General features: G+C 70.7%; 20 protein-coding genes. 7 read left to right on the top strand and 13 right to left on the bottom strand.

What is annotated here, in order from left to right:
• Positions 1 to 66: 66 nt before the first annotated feature.
• The gene (locus ACFP1K_RS06595; RefSeq protein ID WP_380747993.1) at positions 67 to 1,110 is read left to right on the top strand and encodes a hypothetical protein; all 1,044 of its coding nucleotides are present in this window, start codon (positions 67 to 69) and stop codon (positions 1,108 to 1,110) included.
• A gap of 216 nt (positions 1,111 to 1,326) precedes the next feature.
• On the opposite strand, the gene ACFP1K_RS06590 is transcribed toward ACFP1K_RS06595, so the two are convergent.
• Complete coding sequence (locus ACFP1K_RS06590) at positions 1,327 to 2,067, bottom strand: SDR family NAD(P)-dependent oxidoreductase (protein ID WP_380747991.1); 741 nt, start codon at positions 2,065 to 2,067, stop codon at positions 1,327 to 1,329.
• Positions 2,068 to 2,901: 834 nt separating this feature from the next.
• On the opposite strand from ACFP1K_RS06590, the gene ACFP1K_RS06585 reads away from it, so the two are divergent.
• Both ACFP1K_RS06585 and ACFP1K_RS06580 read left to right on the top strand, forming a co-directional pair.
• A complete protein-coding gene (locus tag ACFP1K_RS06585; RefSeq protein WP_380747989.1) occupies positions 2,902 to 3,255 on the top strand; it encodes a VOC family protein in 354 nt (117 codons plus the stop codon).
• Positions 3,256 to 3,393: 138 nt separating this feature from the next.
• Complete coding sequence (locus tag ACFP1K_RS06580) at positions 3,394 to 6,744, top strand: NB-ARC domain-containing protein (protein WP_380747987.1); 3,351 nt, start codon at positions 3,394 to 3,396, stop codon at positions 6,742 to 6,744.
• A gap of 57 nt (positions 6,745 to 6,801) precedes the next feature.
• Here the strand turns inward: ACFP1K_RS06580 and ACFP1K_RS06575 are convergent, their stop codons facing one another.
• On the bottom strand, positions 6,802 to 7,965 hold the full coding sequence (locus ACFP1K_RS06575; protein ID WP_380747985.1) for an acyl-CoA dehydrogenase family protein: 1,164 nt from the start codon (positions 7,963 to 7,965) through the stop codon (positions 6,802 to 6,804).
• Between the two features lie 172 nt (positions 7,966 to 8,137).
• Between ACFP1K_RS06575 and ACFP1K_RS06570 the strand changes: the two genes are divergently transcribed.
• Entirely contained in the window at positions 8,138 to 9,457 is a 1,320-nt protein-coding gene (locus ACFP1K_RS06570; RefSeq protein ID WP_380747983.1) for a UDP-glucose dehydrogenase family protein, read from the top strand.
• Between the two features lie 3 nt (positions 9,458 to 9,460).
• Here the strand turns inward: ACFP1K_RS06570 and purE are convergent, their stop codons facing one another.
• The 3 genes from purE to ACFP1K_RS06555 are packed head-to-tail and all read right to left on the bottom strand — an operon-like array spanning position 9,461 to position 12,229.
• Positions 9,461 to 9,976, bottom strand: a complete 516-nt coding sequence (gene purE, locus ACFP1K_RS06565) for a 5-(carboxyamino)imidazole ribonucleotide mutase (protein ID WP_380747981.1) — start codon at positions 9,974 to 9,976, stop codon at positions 9,461 to 9,463.
• Positions 9,976 to 11,139: a 5-(carboxyamino)imidazole ribonucleotide synthase gene (locus ACFP1K_RS06560; RefSeq protein WP_380747979.1), complete on the bottom strand. Its 1,164-nt coding sequence runs from the start codon at positions 11,137 to 11,139 to the stop codon at positions 9,976 to 9,978. Before ACFP1K_RS06560 ends, purE begins: the two co-directional genes overlap by 1 nt.
• A gap of 43 nt (positions 11,140 to 11,182) precedes the next feature.
• A complete protein-coding gene (locus ACFP1K_RS06555; RefSeq protein WP_380747977.1) occupies positions 11,183 to 12,229 on the bottom strand; it encodes a hypothetical protein in 1,047 nt (348 codons plus the stop codon).
• Positions 12,230 to 12,420: 191 nt separating this feature from the next.
• Between ACFP1K_RS06555 and ACFP1K_RS06550 the strand changes: the two genes are divergently transcribed.
• A complete protein-coding gene (locus ACFP1K_RS06550; RefSeq protein ID WP_380747975.1) occupies positions 12,421 to 13,014 on the top strand; it encodes a GtrA family protein in 594 nt (197 codons plus the stop codon).
• On the opposite strand, the gene ACFP1K_RS06545 is transcribed toward ACFP1K_RS06550, so the two are convergent.
• From ACFP1K_RS06545 to ACFP1K_RS06510, 8 genes are all read right to left on the bottom strand, one after another.
• Positions 12,998 to 14,269, bottom strand: a complete 1,272-nt coding sequence (locus tag ACFP1K_RS06545; protein WP_380747973.1) for an ATP-binding protein — start codon at positions 14,267 to 14,269, stop codon at positions 12,998 to 13,000. The genes ACFP1K_RS06550 and ACFP1K_RS06545 overlap by 17 nt on opposite strands.
• Before the next feature lie 11 nt (positions 14,270 to 14,280).
• Entirely contained in the window at positions 14,281 to 14,949 is a 669-nt protein-coding gene (locus tag ACFP1K_RS06540) for a response regulator transcription factor (RefSeq protein WP_030451323.1), read from the bottom strand.
• 206 nt (positions 14,950 to 15,155) lie between these two features.
• On the bottom strand, positions 15,156 to 15,644 hold the full coding sequence (gene bfr / locus ACFP1K_RS06535) for a bacterioferritin (RefSeq protein WP_380747971.1): 489 nt from the start codon (positions 15,642 to 15,644) through the stop codon (positions 15,156 to 15,158).
• A gap of 15 nt (positions 15,645 to 15,659) precedes the next feature.
• Complete coding sequence (locus ACFP1K_RS06530) at positions 15,660 to 15,839, bottom strand: (2Fe-2S)-binding protein (protein WP_380747969.1); 180 nt, start codon at positions 15,837 to 15,839, stop codon at positions 15,660 to 15,662.
• A gap of 184 nt (positions 15,840 to 16,023) precedes the next feature.
• Positions 16,024 to 16,653 carry an MBL fold metallo-hydrolase gene (locus ACFP1K_RS06525; RefSeq protein WP_380747967.1) on the bottom strand — a complete coding sequence of 210 codons (630 nt, stop codon included), beginning with the start codon at positions 16,651 to 16,653 and terminating at the stop codon, positions 16,024 to 16,026.
• A complete protein-coding gene (locus ACFP1K_RS06520) occupies positions 16,650 to 17,735 on the bottom strand; it encodes an S-(hydroxymethyl)mycothiol dehydrogenase (protein WP_380747965.1) in 1,086 nt (361 codons plus the stop codon). Before ACFP1K_RS06520 ends, ACFP1K_RS06525 begins: the two co-directional genes overlap by 4 nt.
• A gap of 119 nt (positions 17,736 to 17,854) precedes the next feature.
• Positions 17,855 to 18,367: a PH domain-containing protein gene (locus tag ACFP1K_RS06515; protein ID WP_380747963.1), complete on the bottom strand. Its 513-nt coding sequence runs from the start codon at positions 18,365 to 18,367 to the stop codon at positions 17,855 to 17,857.
• A 22-nt stretch (positions 18,368 to 18,389) separates the two neighbouring features.
• Positions 18,390 to 19,217: a biotin--[acetyl-CoA-carboxylase] ligase gene (locus ACFP1K_RS06510; RefSeq protein ID WP_380747961.1), complete on the bottom strand. Its 828-nt coding sequence runs from the start codon at positions 19,215 to 19,217 to the stop codon at positions 18,390 to 18,392.
• 188 nt (positions 19,218 to 19,405) lie between these two features.
• Between ACFP1K_RS06510 and ACFP1K_RS06505 the strand changes: the two genes are divergently transcribed.
• Both ACFP1K_RS06505 and fdhD read left to right on the top strand, forming a co-directional pair.
• Complete coding sequence (locus ACFP1K_RS06505; RefSeq protein WP_380747959.1) at positions 19,406 to 21,619, top strand: FdhF/YdeP family oxidoreductase; 2,214 nt, start codon at positions 19,406 to 19,408, stop codon at positions 21,617 to 21,619.
• Positions 21,616 to 22,554 (top strand): formate dehydrogenase accessory sulfurtransferase FdhD, encoded by a 939-nt coding sequence (fdhD, locus tag ACFP1K_RS06500; protein WP_380747957.1) that lies wholly within the window; start codon positions 21,616 to 21,618, stop codon positions 22,552 to 22,554. The genes ACFP1K_RS06505 and fdhD overlap by 4 nt, the downstream gene beginning before the upstream one ends.
• Positions 22,555 to 22,561 lie beyond the last annotated feature (7 nt).

Below are 22,561 nucleotides of genomic sequence, written 5' to 3'. Positions count from 1 at the left end.
GGCCTGACACGCGTGATCTGATGCCTCTGGCTGATCGGGTCGGGGGCGACAGGAAAGGCGACGAAAGTGCTGGACTCCCCACTGTTCGTGAACATGACCCGCTGGGGCGCGCTCTACGGCGGGCCGGGCGCCATCTGGGGGCCGGCCAGGGTCACTCCCGTGGCCGATCAGGTGGAGAACCAACTGGGCCTCGGGCCGGGAGGGCTGCCCCGCCTGCTGCCGGCCAGCAACGCCAGCGACGACCTGGACTACATCCTTCCGCTCACGCGGGTGAACCTGAACCTGCCCAATCCGCTGTTCGCCCACGCCGTCGGCAGCCAGGCCGGCGGCGCCTTCCACAACGGCCAGGTCCAGCTGGACCACCTGCGCGGGGCGATGAACAGCGTGTGGCCCGCGCTGGCCAACCCGTGCTACGCGATCATCGACTCGGACGCCGCCCATCACGTCTCACTGCTCCTGGCCGAGCTCGCCTTCGCCAACGTCGCGGCCGGCCGGGCGAAGATCGTGATCAACTTCGACGCGCACACCGATTACTCCCCCGCGGCGATGAACGCGGCCTCGCTGCGCTGCGACAACTGGGGCTCCTTCACGATCCGCCCCGTCGGCGCGTGGCTGCCCATCGCCGACGCCTACGTGATGATCGGCAACAGGGCCGGCGGAGGCCTGGCCCCCGTTCCGGCCTGGAGCAACACGACGTGCCGCCTGAGGGCCCCGAACGTCCAGTCCCAGAACCTGGCCGGGGCCACCGTCAGGCTCCAGATGCAGAGCCTCATCAACCTGCTCAACGCGAACATCGTCGCGCTGAACGCCGGCGCCGCCTGGAACGGTTACGACGTCTACGTGACCGTGGACCGCGACTTCCAGCAGACCAGCTTCACCGACTACGGCGACGGCGCCTACGCTCCCGTCGCGGCATGGCAGGCCGTGCACGACGTCCTGGACGAACTCAACAACAACGTCGCCAACGTGTCCTTCGCCGGCTTCGACCTCTGCGGCCTCCCCACCTACGCCGGCGGCAGCGTCACCGCGGGCCCCCTGGCCCCCCAGCAGCGCTTCGACCTGGCCCTCCAGGACGTCCAGAACTTCGAGAACGAGATCGCCGCCCTCTGAGCCCCGGCCGCGGAGACCGCCCCACCCGGGCCCGGCAGGAACACCCCGCCGGACCGGGTGCGGCGGTCTCAGCCGATCGGGTTCCAGCCGTCGGAACCGGCGAGATACCTCTGCGGCGTGTGGTTCGCCGCCTGCGCGTCGCTCATCTGAGGCCGGTTGGCGTTCGTACCGGCGCCCGCGCGCGAAGGTGGCGTCCACCAGCACCTCCGCGGAGTGTCACCAGGCGGTCGCGCCGCCGTCGATCGCGTAGTTGGCGCCCGTGATGTACGCCGCCCGATCGGACGCGAGAAAGGCCGCCATCTCGACGATCTCCTCGGAACGGGCGAAGCGCTTGAGGAGCGTCTTTGTGGTGATCATGTCCCGGGCCGCCTGGTCGTCACCCAGATCACGGTCACTGGCCGGCGTCAGGACGGGCCCGGGACTGATCGCCACCGCACGGATCCCGTGCCGCGCACCCTCCAGCGCGAGCTGCCGCGTCATGCCGATCACACCGGCGTTCGCCGCGCTGTGCCCGATCATCGGGGGAACCTCCCCAGCGATCATGCCCGCCATGGACGCGACGTTGATGATGACGCCCCCACCCCGCCGCACCAGATGCGGCCACGCGAACTTCGACACGAAGAAGGGAATGTCGAGCTCCCCCGCGATGGTCACCCGCCAGTCCTCGACCGAGAAGTCCGGCATGGCCCCGAACCGCAGATTGGCCGCGTTGTTGTAAACCACGTCGAGCCCCCCGTAGGCGGCCACCGCCTCCTCCACGACCCGCCGCGCCTGCTCCGGATCAGTGAGATCGATCGGCCCGACCCCCGTCATCTCCCCGCCGGCACGCCGCACCAGTTCCACGGTCTCGTCGTTGGCCTCGGTCTGGATGTCACACCCGACGACCTTCGCCCCCTCGCGCGCGAACACCAGCGCCGCGACCCGCCCCATACCCCCCGCGGTGCCGGTGATCAGCACCACCTTCTCGTCAAGCGTTCCCATGAGGCACCCCCGATACGTGATTTACTTGCTTCGTCAAGCAATTACTACACCACCATCGCGTCCCGAAACAAGTACGGGGGTGCCTCACGGCCCTACGACGGCGTGCGCCGGTCACCAGCGGAAGTGACCGGCCGGCGGACGCGATCGTCGTGAGCGTTCTCCACGTCGGCCCGCCGGGCCGCGAAGGAGCTCGGGCCCCGGTCGGCACCCCCGTCCAGCACCACCGCGCCTGACCGCCCGCGGGTCGCGAAAGGCCTGGTGAAAGACCTGTGCCCACCGCATCAAGGTGGACCGGGGCGCGGTTATCCGATGGCGAAGCTACTTTTTCGTGATGACCGGGGCGGCGTACTGGACGCTCAAGGACGGCACCAGGCACGCGACGGGTTACTGGGCCGAGGAGTTCACGGCTCCGTACAAAGGCGTTCACCGAGGCCGGCCACCAGATCGTGGTCGCCACTCCCCTCGGAGTGATCCCGACCGTGGACATGATGAGCCTGCGCCCCAACACGGCCGGCAGCGCGCAGATCGCCCTGGACCTGGAGAACACCATCCGCGCCGCCGAGGAGATGCGCCGTCCGATCCGCCTCGCGAACGCCCGCCTGGAGGACTACGACGCGGTCGGGCTCGGCCCGAAGGCACGCTCGCTGCTGGAGGACGAACTCATCGACCTCGGCGTCGACCTCACCAGCGGTGAGGCCTGGAAGCCCTTCACGATGGTCGACCACAACCCCAGAACGCCGCGGCGTCGCGAGGACCCGGCAGGCTTGATCCGCCGGAATTCTGTCGTACCGGCTGGGCACAATGCGCCTTATGCATCGACACCACGCCATCGACTACATCGAACTCGTCGTCACCGACCTGGCGCAGGCCAAACGCTTCTACTCCGGCGCCTTCGGCTGGCGGTTCAACGACTACGGCCCCGGCTACGCCGGCATCCTGAACCCCGAAAGCGAATCCGAGGTGGGCGGCCTCCGCCTGGACGACGCAGTCCGTCCCGGAGGTCCTCTGGTGCTCCTCTACTCGGACGACCTCGACGCGTCCGTGGAAGCGGTGAAGACCGCCGGCGGGCAGGTGGTGAACGGCCCGTACGAATTCCCCGGCGGCCGCCGCTTCCATTTCACCGACCCGAGCGGCAACGAGCTCGGCGTCTGGGCCGGAGCGTAGCCCCCCGATCCGCGCTCGGTGACGGCCGCGCGCACGTCCGGGGTTGCGGTGCTGTCACATGCGGTGCCAACGCCTGAGAGATCGGTGACGATTGGTCTTGCGAGTCCGTGATGTTCCCCTCTGGCCGGAGGTGACGGGGTGGGACGGCGGCAGGACGGCGGGCGGTCGGCGGTGGACGCGACGCTGCTGGTCATCGGCGTGGGGTTGGTGCTGGCCGGCGTGCTCGGCCCTGAGGTGACGATCGCGGACACGCGGATCGAGTCGCTCGCCTGGTGGGTGCGCGGGCCGGTGATCGCCGTGGGGACCGTCCTCGCCGGCTGGGCGATGTGGTCGGCACGGACACCCGCGCCGGACCTGCGCGGCGACCACGGGGTGTGGGGTGCGGCTCCCCGGGTGCCGTCCCGGCTGGTGGCACGCCCGGATCTGGCGGAGCGGACCGTCCGCGCGCTGCGTCCCGGGGGGCGGCCGGTGGCGCTGACGGGCATGGGCGGGGCGGGCAAGTCCAGCTTGGCGGCGGGCCTGTGGCGGACGCGGTGGCGCGCACCCGGCGAGGCACAGGGGATGTGGCGCCGCGCGCCGAAGGAGGCGTGGCGGGTCTGGCGCCGCGCACCCAGGGAGGCGTGGCGGCTCAGGCGGCGGTTCCGGCACGGGATGACGTGGCTGGACGCCACCCCCGGCCAGGACCCGGTGGAGTTGCTGGCCGAGATCGGGCGGCGGCTCGGGGTGGGAGAGGCGGCGCACTTCACCACCGTGCGCGCGGGGCGCGACGTGCTCGCGGCGGCGCTGCGGCGACGCCGGGTGCTGATCGTGGTGGACAACGTGTGGGAGCCGGCACCCGTCCAGGCGTTGCTGGAGCTGGCGCCGCGGTGCGGGCTGCTGTTCACCACCCGCGAGAAGGACGTGGCCACCACGGTGCACGCGATCCCCGTGGACGTGGACGCGCTGAGCGACGACCAGGCGCTGGAACTGCTCGGCCGATGGACCGGACGTCGGGCGGCGGCCCTGCCCGCGGCGGCGCGCCGGGTGTGCGCGCGGCTGGGGAACCTGGCGCTCGGCGTGGCCATGGCGGGGGCGATGGTCGCCAAGGGCCGGTCGTTCGACGACGTACTGGCCCTGATCGAGCGGGGCCTGGACCGGGTGGGCGCCGATCTGGATCCGCGATACCAGTACGGAACGCTGCTGGCAGCGATCGAGGCGAGCCTGTCCGGTCTGGCGACGGCGGACTCCGATCGCTACGAGCGGTTGGCGGTGTTCGCCGGGCGAGGGCCGTTCTCCCGGGCGGCGGCCGAGAAGTTATGGGGGCCACGGACGCCCCCGGCGGAGGCAGGCGATCTGCTCGCGGATCTCGTGGGCCGTTCCCTGCTTACCGCCGCGGGACCGGGCTGGTACGTGGCGCACGACCTGCAGTACGAGGCGATGGTCACCCGGCTGGGCGGCGATGCGCTCACCGCGGCACACGAGTACCTGGTGGAGCGGTACCGGCAGGAGTACCCCGGCGGCTGGGCGCGGTCGGCCGCCGATCCGTACCTGGGGCCCCGGCTAGTGGGTCATCTGCTGGAGGCCGGGTGCCGGGACGAGGTGCGAAAGGTGCTGGCCGACGTGGGGTGGGTTCAGGCACGGCTCGCGCACGGGGGTCCGGCGGCCCTGCTGGCGGACTACGTGCACGCGGACGACACGCTGAGCAGGCAGATCGCCAGGGCTCTGCGGTTGTCGGCCGACGCGGTCGGCGCCGATCCGTCACTGGTCCCCGGCCAGATGGCCGGTCGCCTGCGCGGGCACCCCGACGAGCAGGTCGCCGCCTGGGCCCGCGCGCTCGATCGTTCAGGCCGGGGGTTGTGGCCGGTCGGGCCGGACGCCGCGTTGACTCCGACCACCGAGCCGCTACTTCAGACCCTGACCGGGCACACCGGCTATGTGGAGGCGCTGGCGATCACTCCGGACGGCGGAACCGTGGTCAGCGCCGACTACGGGGCGGTGCGGGTCTGGGACCTGGCCGGCCGGTCCGCCCCTCGTGTCCTGCTCAAGGGCCACGACATCCAGCGGTCGGTGGCGATCAGCGCCGACGGCGGCACCGTGGTCGCCGGCGGCGACGACGGGGTGGTCCGGGTCTGGGACCTCGCAGGCGGCGGCCCGCCCCGTGTCCTCTCCCGGCGCACCGGCCCGGTGTACTCGGTGGCGATCAGCGCGGACGGCGCCACCGTGGTCAGCGGGGGCGACGACGGAGTGGTGCGGGTGTGGGATCTGCACGGCGACGCCGGCCCTCGCGCCCTGCCTGGGCAGACCGGCGCGGTGGGGGCTGTGGCGATCAGCGCGGACGGCACCGTGGTCGCCGGCGGCGACCAAGTCGTGCGAGTGTGGGACCTGGCCCGCGGCACCGGCCATCGTGTGTTGCCCGGCCGTACCGGCACGGTGTCCTCGATGGCCATGACCGCGGACGCCACCATCGTCGTCGCCGGGGGGCGAGACGGCCTGATACAGGTGTGGGATCTGGCCGGTGACACCGGCCCTCGTGTCCTGTCGACGAGTGACGAATTCGCGCTATCGGTGGCGATCGGCGCGGACGGCGGCACCCTCGTCAGCCACGACGGGAACTCGGTGGTGGTGTGGGACCTGCCAGGCGGCGCCGCCCCCCGCGTCCTTTCCGGCCACCCCGGCGCGGTGCACGCCGTGGCGATCACCCCGGACGGCGGCACCCTCGTCAGTGGTGGCGGCGACGACGCGGTACGGGTATGGGATCTGACCGACGGGATCGCCCCCGGCAACCTGTCCAGGCATACCGGCGTGACGTTCTCGGCTGCGATCAGCGGTGACGGCGGTACCGCCGTCACCGCTGATCGCGATGCCGTGCGGGTATGGAAACCGATCGGCGGCGCGTCCCGAGTCCTTGCCGAACATGGCGGCCTGGTGCATTCGGTGGCGATCAGCGCGGACGGCGCCACCGTGGTCGTCGCCGACGGGATGGTGCGGGTATGGGACCTGCACGATGGTGACCCCCCTCGTGTGCTGTCCCGGCGTGGCGGCCTGGCGCGTTCTGTCGCGATCAGCGCGGACGGCACCACGGTCGCCAGCAGCGGTTATGACGGAGTGGTACGAGTGTGGAACCTGGCCGCCGGAGACCGCCTTCGCGTCCTGTCCCGGCGCCTCGGCCCGGTGCATTCCGTCGCGATCAGCGCGGACGGCACCAAGGTCGCCGCCAGCGGCGACAAACTGGTACGTGTCTGGGACCTGACCGGCGCCACCGCCCCCCACACCCTGTCCGGCCACACCACCGCCGTGAACGCCCTGACGATCACCGCCGACGGCACCACCATGGTCAGCGGCGACGCCGTCGGCCGTATCTGTCTATGGTCCCTGCCCCAGGCCCGAATCATCGCGTCCTGGGCCGGCGAGGACCCGATCGTGCACTGCCACGTCATACCCGGCCAACCTCTGAAAATCGGCGTAAGCCGCCGACACGGCCCCCCATACCTACTGGAACTCCGTGAATGACACCCCACCACCGCGAACCGACGCACCCGCCGTAACCCGCCTTACTGTTCGGAGGGGTTACTTGAGAAGCTGCCGGGCCATGACCATGCGCTGGATCTGGTTGGTGCCCTCGTAGATTTGGGTGATCTTGGCGTCGCGCATCATGCGTTCCAGCGGGTAGTCGCGGGTGTAGCCGTAGCCGCCTAGGAGTTGGACGGCGTCGGTGGTGATGTCCATGGCGGCGTCGGAGGCGGCGCATTTGGCGGCGCTGGAGAAGAAGGTTAGGTCGGGGGCACTGGGGCCGTGCATGGCTTGGTCGGATTTGGCGGCGGCGGCGTAGGTGAGTTGGCGGGCTGCTTCCAGTTTCATGGCCATGTCGGCGATCATGAACTGGAGGCCCTGGAACTCGGCGATGGGCTTGCCGAACTGTTTGCGTTGCTTGACGTAGTGGATGGCGTGGTCGAGGGCGCCTTGGGCGATGCCCAGGGCCTGGGCGGCGATGGTGATTCTTGTGTGGTCGAGGGTGGCCAGGGCGGTTTTGAAGCCGGTGCCCTCGGGGCCGATCAGGCGGGTGGCGGGGATGCGGACGTCGTCCAGGATCACCTGGCGGGTGGGGGAGCCCTTGATGCCGAGCTTCTTCTCCTTGGGGCCGAAGGTGACGCCTGGGTCGGACTTCTCCACCACGAACGCCGAGATGCCGCGGGGGCCGGCGGAGGGGTCGGTGACGGCCATGAGGGTGTAGAACTCCGAGACGCCGGCGTTGGTGATCCACATCTTGGTGCCGTTCAGCACGTAGTGGTCGCCGTCGCGGACCGCGCGGGTGCGCATGGCGGCGGCGTCGGAGCCGGCTTCGGGTTCGGACAGTGCGTATGAGAACATCGCTTCACCGCGCGCGACCGGGGGCAGGTAACGGCGTTTGAGCTCCTCCGACGCGGACAGCAGCAGAGGCACCGTGCCGAGCTTGTTCACGGCCGGGATCAAGGACGAGGAGGCGCAGACCCGCGCGACCTCCTCGATCACGATCACGGCCGCCAGCGCGTCGGCCCCCGCGCCGCCGTACTCCTCCGGGATGTGCACGGCGTGCAGGTCCGCGGCCACCAGGGCCTTGAGGGCGTCCCAGGGGAACTCGCCGGCCTCGTCGACCTCGGCGGCGTGCGGGGCGATCTTCTCCTCGGAGAGGGCCCGGATGGTCTCGCGCAGCATCTCATGCTCTTCGGCGGGGGCGTAGAGAGGGAAGCTCATAACCAAATAGTAGGACGTCCAACAATAAACTCGCCGCCGCGGGGGTACATGGAGGGCAGCTCCTGGCGAAATGTCCCATTTGTCTGTTGGGGGACGCCAGGGGCCGGTAACATGCCTCGGCAACGTAGCGGTAAAGATTGGGTCGATAGCCGAACATGGAAGGAACGCGCTCGTGTCCTATCGCCTGACGGTCATCGGGACCGGCTACCTGGGGACCACGCACGCCGCGTGCATGGCCGCGCTCGGCTTCGAGGTGCTGGGCCTGGACGTGGACCCGGTCAAGATCGAGCAGCTACGAGCCGGTGAGCTGCCCATCTACGAGCCCGGTCTACAGGACATGCTCCGGCGCGGCCTCGCGTCGGGGCGGCTGCGCTTCACCACCTCCTACGAGGAGATCGCCGAGTTCGGCGACGTGCACTTCGTCTGCGTGGGCACGCCGCAGAAGAAGGGCGAGTACGCCGCGGACGTCTCCTACCTGGACGCCGTCGTCGAGTCGCTCGCGCCCCTGCTCACCCGTGAATGCATCGTGGTGGGCAAGTCGACGGTGCCGGTGGGCACCGCGCAGCGGCTGGCCGACAAGCTGACCCGCCTCTCGCCCGTCGGGTCCCTGGTGGAGCTGACCTGGAACCCCGAGTTCCTGCGCGAGGGCTTCGCCGTCAAGGACACCCTGCACCCGGACCGCATCGTGCTGGGGGTGGTGTCGGAGAAGGCGGAGAAGGTGATGCGCGAGGTGTACGAGCCCATGCTGCGCGAGGGCACGCCCATGGTCATCACCGACTACCCCACCGCGGAGCTGGTCAAGGTCGCGGCCAACGCGTTCCTCGCCACCAAGATCTCGTTCATCAACGCCATGGCCGAGGTCTGCGAGGCGGCGCACGCCGACGTCAAGGACCTGTCGCTGGCCCTCTCCTTCGACGAGCGCATCGGCGGGCGTTTCCTCAACCCCGGGCTAGGGTTCGGGGGCGGCTGCCTGCCCAAGGACATCCGCGCGTTCATGGCCCGGGCGGGCGAGCTCGGGGCCGACCAGGCGCTCACCTTCCTGCGGGAGGTGGACGCCATCAACATCCGCCGCCGCAACCGCATGGTCGACCTGGCCCGCGAGCTGACCGGCGGCTCCTTCCACGGCTGCGCCGTCACCGTCCTCGGCGCCGCCTTCAAGCCCAACTCCGACGACATCCGCGACTCCCCCGCCCTGGACGTCGCCGTCAAGATCAGCGAGCAGGGCGGCAAGGTCATCGTCTACGACCCCGTGGCCCTGGACAACGCCCGCAAGGCCCACCCCGCCCTCAACTTCGGCGAGTCCGCCCTCGCGGCGTCCGAGGGCGCCAACGTGGTCCTCCTCCTCACCGAATGGCAGGAGTTCATCGACCTGGACCCCGAGACGCTGGGCTCCGTCGTGGCCAGCCGTCGCATCGTCGACGGCCGCAACGCCCTCGACGCCGAAACCTGGCGCGCCGCCGGCTGGCACTACCGCGCCCTCGGCCGCCCGTAAGGCCTACTCGGGGTCGCCCATCCGGGCGGCCTCGGCGCGGAGGCGTTCGCCCTTGGCGTGGGCCTGGTCGCGGAGGGTGGACTGGAAGGCGACGACGCGGGCCCGCAGGTCCTCGTCGGCGGCGGCGAGGATGCGCACGGCGAGGAGGCCGGCGTTGCGGGCGCCACCGATGGCCATGGTGGCCACCGGGACGCCGGAGGGCATCTGCACGATGGACAGCAGTGAGTCCATGCCGTCGAGGTACTTGAGCGGGACCGGCACGCCGATCACCGGGAGCGGGGTCACCGAGGCGAGCATGCCGGGCAGGTGAGCGGCTCCTCCGGCCCCGGCGATGATCACCCGCAGCCCGCGCCCGGCGGCCCGCTCCCCGTAGGCGATCATCTCCTGGGGCATGCGGTGCGCCGAGACCACGTCGGCCTCGAACGCGACCCCGAACTCCGCCACGGCCTCGGCCGCGAGCCTCATCACCGGCCAGTCGGAGTCGCTGCCCATCACGATGCCGACAAGAGGGGACGACATCAGACGTACTCCCCCGTCGCCAGGTGAACGGCGGCGTGCCGGGCACGGGCCCGCACCTCGTCCACGTCGGTGCCGAACGCGGTCACGTGCCCGATCTTCCGCCCCGGCCGCACGTCCTTGCCGTAGAAATGGATCTTGACGCCTGGATCGTGGGCCATCACGTGCTCATACCGCCGGTAGACGTCCGGATCGGGCCCCCCGAGCACGTTGGCCATCACGGTCACCGGCGCCACCGGCGCCGGCGACCCGAGCGGGAGGTCCAGCACCGCCCGCAGGTGCTGCTCGAACTGCGACGTCCGGGCCCCCTCGATGGTCCAGTGCCCGCTGTTGTGCGGCCGCATGGCCAGCTCGTTGACCACCACCCGCCCGCCGGGCAGCTGGAACATCTCCACGGCCAGCACCCCGGTCACCCCGAGCTCATTGGCGATCTTCAACGCGATGTGCTGGGCCTGCGCGGCGTCCTCGGGATCCAGCCCCGGCGCGGGCGCGATCACCTCGACGCAGATCCCGTCCCGCTGCACCGTCTCCACCACCGGATACGAGACCCCCTGCCCGTGCGGCGACCGCGCCACCACCACGGCCAGCTCCCGCTCGAACGCCACCAGCTCCTCGGCGATGAGCGGCGTCCCGCTCCCCAGAACCCCGGCGGCCTCGGCGGCCGACGAGCACACCCAGACACCCCGCCCGTCGTACCCGCCCCGCGCCGCCTTGAGCACGAACGGCCGCCCGTGCTCCTCCGCGAACGCCTCCACGTCCTCCGCCGTCGCCACCCGCGCCCACGCCGGGCACGGCGCCCCGATCGCCGACAGCCGCTCCCGCATCACCGCCTTGTCCTGCGCGTGCACCAGCGCCGCCGCCCCCGGCCGCACGGCCACCTCGCCCGCCAGCGCCTCCACGTACTCCGACGGCACGTGCTCGTGATCGAACGTCACCACATCACACCCCGCCGCGAACCCCCGCAGATCCTCAAGATCGCGATAGTCCCCCAGCCACACCCCGCCCACCACGCGCGCCGCACTCTCGTCCGCGGCCCCCGCGAGCACCCGCAACTCCACCCCGAGCCCGATGGCCGCCTGCTGAGTCATCCGAGCAAGCTGCCCGGCCCCCACCATCCCGACCACAGGCCACCCGGCCACCTTCTGCACACCCTGGACACTGCTCACCCGCCAAACCCTACCTACCACGAAACCCCGGAGGTCAGGCGGCTCAAGGGGTGAGGTCGGCGAGGGCGCGGGAGGAGGCGATGGTGGTCAGTTTGCCGTCGGGGGTGACCTTGGTGGCCAACTGGACGATTTCAGTGGCGTGGAGGGATTTGGGGGTGGAGGAGTCGGTGAAGGCCTTGGCCTGGGTGGTGCCGAAGAGGGGGTGGGAGAGTTTTCCGGCGGTGGTCTTCTGGGTGTAGAAGATCTTGAAGGAGTGGAAGACGAGGGCGCCGCCGCCGGCCAGGGCCAGGGCGCGGGTGTCGTCGGGGATGAGCTGGATCTCGCTGCTGAGGCGGTCGGGGCGGACGGTGGTGGGCTTCTTCACCAGTTCGGTGAGCAGGGAGCGCATGGGGTCGCCGGAGGCGAAGCGGATGCCGGTCAGGCCGGCGCGGTCGGAGAGGAAGGCCAGGTGTTTCTGGGGGACCAGGCGGGCGCGGACGCCGTCGTCGGGGTCCTCGGTGGGGACGACGCGGGTGGTGACGTCGGCGTCCAGCTTGGGAGGCGCGGTGAGGAGTTTCAGAGGGCCGTAGGCGACGCGCCAGCGGGAGTCCTCCTGGACGAGGACGACGTAGACGGGGTCGGGGTCGCGGGCCAGGGCGACGAACCAGGGGTGTTCCTGGGGGCGGTCGGGCAGGAAGAAGTCGGTGTCGCCGTAGGCGGGGCGGGAGGGAACCGGGCGGCCGTTCCGAGTGGCCTCGCAGCCACGGCCGCCCAGTTCGTTCTCCGCGGCGGTGGTCAGGAAGAGCACCTTCGCGCAGTCCTTGGCCTTCCAGGCGTCGTCCAGCTCCTTGAGCACGCCGAACGCCGTGCCCGCGTCGGCCGTGCCCACGGTGCTCCCGGACCCGGCCGCGGTGGGCGCCACGGTGGGCGCCGGGGGGATGTCCGACTGGGAGCCGCATCCGGCGAGCAGCACGAGCCCCACCCCCAGCGCGGCCAGCCGGAACGGCACGCCCTGGCGGCGTGCGGCGGGGGCCGCCGGGCGGCGTGGTGGGCAGGGGGGCGGCACTACGGCGCGGGGGTCGGCGGCGGAGGCATCAGGTCGACGTTGCACGCCGGAAGCCACCTCTCAGGGCACACCTAAGCGAACTGCGGCGCAGCCTAGCGCACAGGGTTGGAGGGACGGAGTGAAAGTCCCGATATTTCGGTAGATGGGACTGAGAGGGCGGGGAGAGGGCCAACGACGCGCGCAAGTGGCGATCGGCCGGTAACCTGAGGGGGCTCCGAAACCCCGAAAGGACCGTTGTGCAGCTCATTCACCGCCTGTATGACAGGTTCTCCGCCCTGTTTCGCGAGCTCGCCAAGTTCGGCGCCGTCGGGGCCATAGCCTTCGTCATCGACTTCGCGGGCACCAACGTCATGCGGTACGGCGTGCATCTCGGACCCCTGACATCCAAGGTCATAGCCACCGTCATCGCCGCGACGTTCGCCTATCTCGCCAACCGCTTCTGGACGTGGCGCCACCGCGAGCAGTCGGGCCTCGCCCGTGAATATTTCCTTTTTTTTGTGCTCAACGGCATCGGCTTGTTGATCTCTCTATTGATCATCGGCTTCGTCGAATACACCCTCGGATGGCGTGACCCGCTGAGCTACAACGCCTCGATGATCGTGGGCACCGCACTCGGCACCCTGTTCCGCTTCTGGTCGTACAAGAAGTGGGTCTTCCTGCCCCCGGAGCTCCCCCCGGTGGCCGCCGCCACCGGCCTCCCCGAGGCCACCCCCGAGGGCCAGCGCCCCCAGTCGACGCAGGTCCCCTTCGACCAGGTCCAGCCGCCGAAGCGCCTCCCCTCGGTGAACGGCCACGACGGCACGCCGACCCACCTCAAGCCGGGCCGCTGACCACCCGGTGCCGCGCCGTCTCCTCGGCGGGGCGCAGGAACAGCGCGAACACCGCGGGCCGGGCCCGCACCAGCTCCAGGCGGCCCCCGTCGGACGCGGTGAGCGCACGGGCCAGCGTCAGCCCGAGCCCGGTGCCGCCCGCGCCGCTGACGTTGCGGTCGAACACCCGGGTGCGCAGGTGCTCGGGGATGCCGGGCCCGCTGTCGGACACCTCGATCACGATGGACCGCTCGGAGCTGCCCGTGGTGATCGTCACCGGCCCGTCGCCGTGCTCCAGTGAGTTCTCCAGCAACGTCGACACGACCTGACTCAGCCCGCCCTTGCTCACCATCGCGGACAGCCCCCGGTCCCCGGCCAGCACCAGCGCCCGGCGGCACCTGCGGAACGCGGGCTCCCACTCGGTGATCTGCTGACCCAGCACCTGGTCCAGGTCGATCGCCTCGGTCTGCGCGTGCCGCTGCCGCCGGGCCGCGGCGAGCAGCTCGTCGATCACCGCCGTCAGCCGCTCCGCCTGGACGATCGCGGCCTCCCCCTCCTCGCGCACGACGGCGGGCTGGGTGGCGGCGGCCACGATCTCCTCCAGCCGCATCGTCAGGCCCGTGAGCGGCGTGCGCAGCTGGTGGGAGGCGTCGGTGGCGAACTCCCGCTCACGGCTCAGCAGATCGGAGATACGGGTGGCGCTGCGGTCCAGCACCTCGGCCACGCGGTCCAGCTCGGGGATGCCGTAGCGGTGCCGGCTCGGCCGCGCGTCGCCCGAGCCCAGCCGCTCCGCGATCCGCCCGAGATCGAGCAACGGCAGGGTGAGGCGCCGGGACTGCACGACGGCGAGCGACACGGCGACCGCCAGCGCCAGCCCCGCCAGCGCCACGATGAGCATGAGCCAGCCCCGGATGTTCCGCTCCACGTGCGCGCGGTCGCGGGTGATCCGGACGTAGACCCCGCTCTCGGAGTAGGTCTCCTCGGTCATCTGCCGATCAGGGGGCGGTTCGGCGCCGACGATGACCGTCGGGCTGTTGCGGATGAAGATCTGGACGTACCGAGCGGGGTACTGCCGCTGCAGTTCGTCCGGATCGATGGGCCGATCCTCGATCTGGGCGTACTCGACCTGGCTGAGGAGCAACGTCGCCTGAGCCCGTAACTGCTGGACCGCCTCGTCGTGGATGAGGCGGGTGACCACCAGACCGAGCGGCACCCCGAGAAGCAGGACGGCGATCGCCGCGACCACCAGGGTCGAGGAGAGCAACCTCCGGCGCATTCAGCCGTCGGCTATTCGCGCTCGAAGCGGAAACCGACTCCCCGGACCGTGGTGATGTATCGAGGTTTGGCCGCGTCGTCCCCCAGCTTGCGGCGCAACCACGAGATGTGCATGTCGAGGGTCTTGGTGGACCCCCACCAGTTGGTGTCCCACACCTCGCGCATGATCTGCTCGCGGGTGACGACCTTGCCGGCGTCCCGCACGAGCACACGCAGCAGGTCGAACTCTTTTGTGGTGAGATGCAGCTCCTTGTCCCCCATCCAGGCCCGCCGCGAGTCCGCGTCGATGCGCACCCCCTGGACCACGGGGGTCTCGGAGGTGCCGCGCCGCAGCAGCGCGCGCACACGGGCGAGCAGCTCGGCGAGCCGGAACGGCTTGGTCACATAGTCGTCCGCGCCGGCGTCGAGCCCGACCACGGTGTCGACCTCGTCGACACGGGCCGTCAGGATGAGCACGGGCGTGCCGTGCCCTTCGGCGCGAATGCGGCGGGCCACCTCCAGCCCGTCCATTTCAGGTAGGCCCAAATCAAGCACGATGAGGTCGACGCCCCCGGACAGAGCCCTTTCCAGGGCCTGCGGGCCATCGGGGCTCACCTCCACCTGATAGCCCTCTCGGCGCAGCGCGCGCGCCAGGGGCTCGGAGATCGAGGTGTCATCCTCGGCGAGAAGTACGCAGGTCATAAAGCGATCGTAGGACCTTAGGCGATCGTTTCCCGGGTACAGCGCGCGGTTTGACTTGTCGTTGACCCACCAATTGACCTGGGCAAAGACGGAGAAACCAGGATGAGCCCTCCCGGACCACCCCCGGCCCCGGGGCCGCGTCCCGGCACTCTTCCTACCCCGTCCCGCGGCAGATGCGACATGCCGCGGGACGGACCGAAAACGACTTAGGCGTCCGAACTAGACGGAAGCTCCACGAACCGCTGGAGGTAGAGAGGCTCGCCCAGCGTCTCTATGAGCTCCAGCTCGGTCTCGAGGTAGTCGATGTGGTGCTCCTCGTCCTCGAGGATCGTCTCGAAGATGCGGGCGGAGGTGACGTCACCCCGCTCGCGCATGAGCTTGATGCCGGGGCGCAGCCGCGCCACGACGCCGAGCTCCAGGTCGAGGTCGGCCTGGTGCTGCTCCTTGACGGTCTGCCCGATGTGGAGCGTGCCGAGCTTCTGGTAGTTGGGAAGCCCTTCCAGAAAGAGGATGCGGTCGGTGAGCACCTCGGCGTGCCGCATCTCGTCGATGGACTCGGCGCGGGTGAACGCGGCGAGCTTGGTATATCCCCAGTGCTCCTGCATCTTGGCGTGCAGGAAATATTGATTGATAGCCGTGAGTTCGGAGGTCAACTGCTCGTTGAGCAGAGCGATGATCTCTCTGTCCCCCTGCATTGCGGGCCCCTCGATCTATGCGGTAGCGACGAGTTCCTCAGATCGCTTAAGGATCGCACAGATCTTCCGCACGCATGTCGCGCAGTCCTTGCCGGCCCCTGTGGTATCCCGGATCTGCCGTGCGCTCTTGGCACCCGCCTCGATGCAGGCATGGACCTCACTCTCGGTCACTGCCTGACAGATGCACACGTACATAGAAGGATACGCCTCTCGCTGAGCGTAGGTTAGGCATGCCTAAGATAGCGCAACTTCTTAGGTATGCCTATCCTTTTTCTACCGCGAATGAGGCCAACACATGCCGGGAAAGTAGACGATATGTGTTCAAAATCACACGCCCCGTGATCTCCCATTTGTGCGGAAGATCACGGGGCGTGGGGGTTCAGTGCCCGCGGGCAATCCATTTGCCCAGGTCAGGGGCCTCTGCGCCGATGCTGGTGGAATCGCCGTGCCCGGTGTGCACGACGGTCGCCGACGGCAGCACCAGCAGCCGGTCCCTGATCGAGTCGATGATCGTGTCGAACGACGAATACGACCGGCCGGTGGCTCCGGGCCCGCCGGAGAACAGCGTGTCACCGCTGAACAGCACTCCGAGGTCGGGCGCGTGCAGGCAGACCGCGCCGGGCGAGTGCCCGGGGGTGTGCAGCACCCGCAGCGCGGTGCCCGCCACCTCGATCACGTCGCCGTCCGTGAGCGGACGGTAGGCCCGCCCGGTGCCGTAGACCGCCTCCCACAACATCGTGTCGTCCGGGTGCAGCAGCACCGGCGCCCCGGTGGCGTCGGCCAGCGCCCCGGCGGCGTTGATGTGGTCGTTGTGCCCGTGGGTGCAGACGATGGCCGTCAGCCGCCGGCCGCCGACCGCCTCCTCGATGGCCTCGGCGTCGTGCGCGGCGTCGATCACCACGACCTCGTGGTCGTTCCCCACCAGCCAGACGTTGTTGTCGACCTGCCAGGTGCCGCCGTCCAGCGCGAACTCGCCGGAGGTGACGATCTTGGCCAGGCGGGCGGTCACAGGACCACCACCGAACGCAGCACCTCGCCGCGGTGCATCTTGGCGAACGCGTCCTCGACCTGGTCCAGCTCGATCGTCTCGGTGACGAACCCGTCGAGGTTCAGCCGCCCCTGCAGGTAGAGGTCGATGAGCATCGGGAAGTCGCGGCTCGGCAGGCAGTCGCCGTACCACGAGGACTTCAGCGACCCGCCCCGGCCGAACACGTCGAGCAGCGGCAGCTCCAGCATCATGTCGGGCGTCGGCACTCCCACCAGCACGACGGTGCCGGCGAGGTCGCGGGCGTAGAAGGCCTGCTTGTAGGTCTCGGGGCGGCCGACCGCCTCGATCACCACGTCGGCGCCGTGGCCGCCGGTCAGCTCGCGGATCGCCTCCACCGGGTCGTTCTCGCGGGAGTTCACCGTGTGGGTGGCGCCGAACTTGCCGGCCCACTCGAGCTTGCGGTCGTCCACGTCCACCGCGATGATCCGGGACGCCCCGGCGATCGACGAGCCGAGCACCGCCGCGTTCCCCACGCCGCCGCAGCCGATGACGGCCACCGTGTCGCCGCGGGTCACCCCGCCGGTGTTGATCGCCGCGCCGAGGCCGGCCATCACGCCGCAGCCGAGCAGCCCGGCGACCGCGGGCCGGGCGTCCGGGTCGACCTTGGTGCACTGCCCCGCCGCGACCAGGGTCTTGGCGGCGAACGCCCCGATGCCGAGCGCCGGGCTCAGCGGCGTGCCGTCCGCCAGCGTCATCTTCTGGCTCGCGTTGTGGGTGGCGAAGCAGTACCAGGGCTGCCCGCGCAGGCAGGCCCGGCAGTTCCCGCACACGGCACGCCAGTTGAGGATCACGTAGTCCCCGGGCTCCACGGAGGTCACCCCGGCGCCCACGGCCTCCACGACCCCGGCCGCCTCATGGCCGAGCAGGAACGGGAAGTCGTCGTTGATGCCACCCTCGCGGTAGTGCAGGTCCGTGTGGCACACCCCGCACGCCTGAACGCTGACCACCGCCTCGCCCGGCCCGGGGTCGGGGACGATGACGGGCTGCAGCGTCACGGCCTCGCCCTTGCCCCCGGCGATCACACCCTGGACTTCGTACGGCATGGTGGTCCTCCCTGTATCGACCTGTATCGCGGCGCATGAACGGCCTTGATGGCGTTCAGAATGTTGACGACACGTTACGGACGTCAAGTCCGCCCCGGCGCGTCACGCGCCGGGGAGGCTCACCGCCCGTCGATGTTCCCGTCCGCCGCGTCCTCCACCAGCCGGAACAGCTCCGCGCGCACGGTCTGGATGCGCGGCACGTCCCGCAGGTTGATCTCGCCGTTGTCCGACGCCGACTCCACCACCAGCGTGCCGCAGCCGAACAGCCGCTCCACGAAGGTCTGGTCGGAGCTGACGCTGTTGATCTTGGCCAGCGGGATGTCGTCCGCCGACTTGCTGAGGATGCCGGTGCTGATGTTGAACCGGTGCGTCGTGAGCGTGTACGACGTGGTCTTCCACCGCAGGTACGGCAGGAACGACCACAGCACCAGCGCGACCACCGAGACGACCGCCACCGCGATGTAGGCGTAGCGGACGTACTCGTAGTCGGTGGGGATGAAGTAGAACGCGGCGCTGGAGGCAGCGATCACCAGGATGAGCGCGAAGGCGGGCAGCACCAGGCGTTTCCAGTGCGGATGGAACGAGTGGACGACCCGCTCCCCCACCGTCAAATGATGTTCAGGCAGGACCATGCGGCAAATCGTCGCACGCCGATCAGGCGGGGCGCACGTGCACCACGTCGCCGACGCTGAGCGTCTGCTCGCCGTCCCCGGTACGCACCACGAGATGCCCGGCCGCGTCGACTCCGGTGGCGACGCCCCGCAGCACCCGCTCGCCGGGAAGCTCCACCCGGACGTCCCGCCCGACGGTCGCGCTCATCCCCAGATAGGCCGAACGCAGCCCGCACGCGTCGGCGTCCCCGTCGGCCGCCACCCAGTCCCTGTAGTGCGACTCGACCTCGCGCAGCACCGCGCGCAGCAGCGGGTCGCGGTCGGCGCACTCGGCCTCGGAAAGGACGAGCGAGGTGGCCGTCGGCACCGGCAGCTCCTCGGCGCGCACCGAGACGTTCAGCCCCATGCCGACCACGACGGCGCCCTCGGCCCGCTCCGCCAGCACCCCGGCCAGCTTGAGCTCGCCCACCAGCAGGTCGTTCGGCCACTTCAGCCGGACCTCCACCCCCGCGAGGCGCCGCACGGCCGACGCGGCGGCCAGCGCCACCAGCAGCGTCACCCAGCCCTGCCGCGCGGGCGGCACCGCGGGCCGCAGCAGCATCGAGAAGGTGAGCCCGGCGCGGGGCGGCGCCGTCCAGGCCCGGCCGAGCCTGCCGCGCCCGGCGAGCTGCAACTCGGCGATCAGCACGGCCCCCTCGCGGGCGCCGTCCCTGGCCAGCTGCGCGAGGTCGGCGTTGGTGGAGCCGGTGCGTTCGGTGACGGTGAGCGAGGACCACAGGCCACCCGGGCGGACCAGGGCGCGGTTGAGCGCGGCCTGCGACAGCGGCGGACGCTCCAGATCGGTGTACGGCGAGTCGAGCACGTTCTCCATCCTCCTCCCCGGCGCGGGACGCCGGAGCGTCCTTGCGCCGATCGGCGGCCCGCACGGCACAACGTTGCCCCGTTCTTGACCTGGCGCCCTCAGCCGGGCCGCCGTGCGTGGATGCCGCGTGAAGGGTGATGCTATGGGTATGCCCGCGGAGCACCCGCGGGCGGGAGTCAGGAGCAGGTGAACATCCGGTGAGCAAGCGTCTGGACCCACGCAACTGGGCGAGTTGGAAACCTTTCGGCATCGGCGAGCGCAAACCCAACAACTACCTGGAGCTGTGGAAGGCGTTCCGCTCCGTCAAAGGCAACCGGCGCTACGCGTGGCGCATCCTCAACCAGGGCACCTGCGACGGCTGCGCGCTCGGCACCCGCGGCATGCGGGACTGGACGATGGACGAGATCCACCTGTGCAACATCCGCCTGCGCCTGCTCAAGCTGAACACCATGCCCGCCATGGACCCCGCCGCGCTGGCCGACGTCTCGGGCGCGGCCCGGATGAGCAGCGCTCAGCTGCGTGACCTCGGCCGTCTGCCGTACCCCATGCTGCGCCGCCGCGGCGAGCCCGGGTTCACCCGGATCGGCTGGGACCAGGCGCTGGACCTCGCGGCCGAGCGACTGCGCTCCGCGCGGCTCGGGGCGTACCTGACCAGCAGGGGCGTGCCCAACGAGAACTACTTCGCGGCGCAGAAGGCGGTGCGGGCGCTCGGCACCAACTCGGTGGACAACGCGGCGCGCATCTGCCACTCGCCCTCGACGGTGGCGCTGAAGCAGACCATCGGGGCGGCGGCCACGACCTGCTCGTACACCGACTGGATCGGCTCGGACCTGATCGTGTTCATCGGGTCCAACCCCTCCAACAACCAGCCGGTCGCGATGAAGTACCTGTACCACGCCAAGAAGGCCGGCACCCGCATCGTGATGCTGAACGCCTACCGCGAGCCCGGCATGGACCGCTACTGGGTGCCGTCCAACGCCGAGTCCGCGCTGTTCGGCACCAAGATCACCGACGAGTTCTTCGCGGTGAACATCGGCGGCGACATCGGCTTCCTCAACGGCGTGCTCAAGCACCTGATCGAGCGCGACCTGGTGGACAAGGCGTTCATCGAGGACCACACCGCCGGGTTCGAGGACGTGCGGCGGGCGATCGCCGAGCAGACCTGGGAGGAGCTGGAGGCGCTCAGCGGCAGCACCAGGGGGCGCATGGGCGAGCTGGCCGAGATGCTCGGCGCGGCCCGCTCGGCCGTGCTGGTCTGGTCGATGGGCATCACCCAGCACACCTACGGCGAGCGCAACGTGCGGGCCATCGTCAACCTCGCCCTGGCCCGGGGCTTCGTCGGGCGGGACAAGTGCGGGCTGATGCCGATCCGCGGGCACAGCGGCGTGCAGGGCGGCGCCGAGATGGGGGCGTACGCCACCGGGCTGCCCGGCGGCCTGCCCGTCACCGCGGCCAACGCCGAGCGGTTCTCCAAGTCGTGGGGCTTCGAGGTGCCGGAGAAGCCGGGGCTGACCGCCACCGACATGATCGACGCGGCGCACGCGGGCGAGCTGGACGTGCTGATCTCGTCGGGCGGCAACTTCCTGGAGGTGCTGCCCGATCCCAAGTACTGCCGGGAGGCGCTGGCCCGCCTGAAGTTGCGGGTGCACATCGACATCGTGCCGTCCAGCCAGATGCTCGCCGACTGCGACGGCGACGTGCTGCTGCTGCCCGCGCAGACGCGGTACGAGATGGAGGGCGGCGTGACCGAGACCTCCACCGAGCGGCGCATCATCTTCTCCCCCGAGGTCAAGGGGCCGCGCGTCGGCGAGGCGTGGCCCGAGTGGAAGATCTTCACCGAGCTGGCGGCGCGCACCCGGCCCGAGCTGGCCGACATGATCCGCTACCCCGGCGGCACCCCGCAGATCCGCCGCGAGATCGAGGAGGCCGTGCCGTTCTACGCGGGCATCGCCGCGCTGAAGGAGTTCGGCGACAACGTGCAGTACGGCGGGCGGCACCTGTGCCAGGACGGCCGGTTCCCCACCCCGGACGGCCTCGGCCGCTTCACCGTGGTCGATCCTCCCGCGCTGGAGCGGCCCGACGGGTCGTTCACGGTGGCCACCCGGCGGGGCAAGCAGTTCAACAGCATGATCCACGAGCGCAGGGACGGCTTCAACGGCGCCACCCGGGACGCGGTGCTGATGAGCCCGTACGACGCCGACCGGCTCGACCTGCCCGACGGCACCGAGGTCGAGCTGACCGGGCCGGCCGGGCAGTTCACCGGCCGGGTGATGCGGGCACCGCTCACCCCGGGGAACCTGCAGATCCACTGGCCCGAGGGCAACGTGCTGCTGGACGTCAGCCGCCGCTCCCCGGCGGCCAGGATCCCGGACTACAACGCCGTGGTCACCCTGAAGAGGACGTCGTCATGACGGCCCGCAGCCACCCCGCGTCCCCGGTGGACGCGGGGGTGGCCGCCCCCGGGGACGGCGACGCGGCGCCGTCCGCCGTGGCCCGGCGGCCCGGCCCGACGACGCGGGTGCGGGTGCGGGTGGTGACCGGGGAGACGGCGCGCGACCGGCGGGACGACCTGGCGACCGAGGAGCCGCTGGAGGTGCGCATCACCGCGGGCGGCGAGACCCGCACGCTGGCGGTGACCATGCGCACCCCGGGGGCCGACTTCGAGCTGGCCGCCGGGTTCCTGTCCGGCGAGGGCCTCGCCGGGCCGGACGACATCGCCTCCATCGCCTACTGCACCGATGAGGACCTCCCGCCCGAGGCCCGCTACAACACCGTCACGGTGGGGCTGCGCCGCGAGGTGCCGCCCGACCAGCCCGCCCTGCACCGGCACTTCCTCACCTCCAGCGCGTGCGGCGTCTGCGGCACCGCCAGCCTGGACGCGCTGCGCTCCCGCCTCGGCACGCTGTCCCCCGTCCCCGGCGTCGCCGCGGCGGTGGCGCCGGAGCTGCTCTACCAGCTGCCGGACCGGCTGCGGGCCGCCCAGGGCATCTTCGGCAAGACCGGCGGCCTGCACGCCGCCGGCCTGTTCACCATGGACGGCACGCTGGTCGCGCTGCGCGAGGACGTCGGACGGCACAACGCCGTGGACAAGCTGGTCGGCTGGGCCCTGCTCGACGGCCGCCTGCCGCTCGCCGAGCACATCCTGCTGGTCAGCGGGCGCACCAGCTACGAGATCATGCAGAAGGCCCTCGCGGCGGGCGTCCCCATGGTGTGCGGCGTCTCCGCGCCGTCGTCCCTGGCGGTCGACCTTGCGCGCGACTTCGGCATGACCCTGGTCGGCTTCCTGCGCGACCACAGGTTCAACGTCTACGCCACCCCGTCCCGGGTCGCCACCGGGCCGGGGTGAGCCCCGA

The sequence above is a fragment of the Sphaerisporangium aureirubrum genome, assembly GCF_042658925.1.
Taxonomy (GTDB): domain Bacteria; phylum Actinomycetota; class Actinomycetes; order Streptosporangiales; family Streptosporangiaceae; genus Sphaerisporangium; species Sphaerisporangium aureirubrum.
The sequence above is the reverse complement of the archived record's forward strand: the minus strand, read 5'-3'. Positions and strand labels throughout refer to the sequence as shown.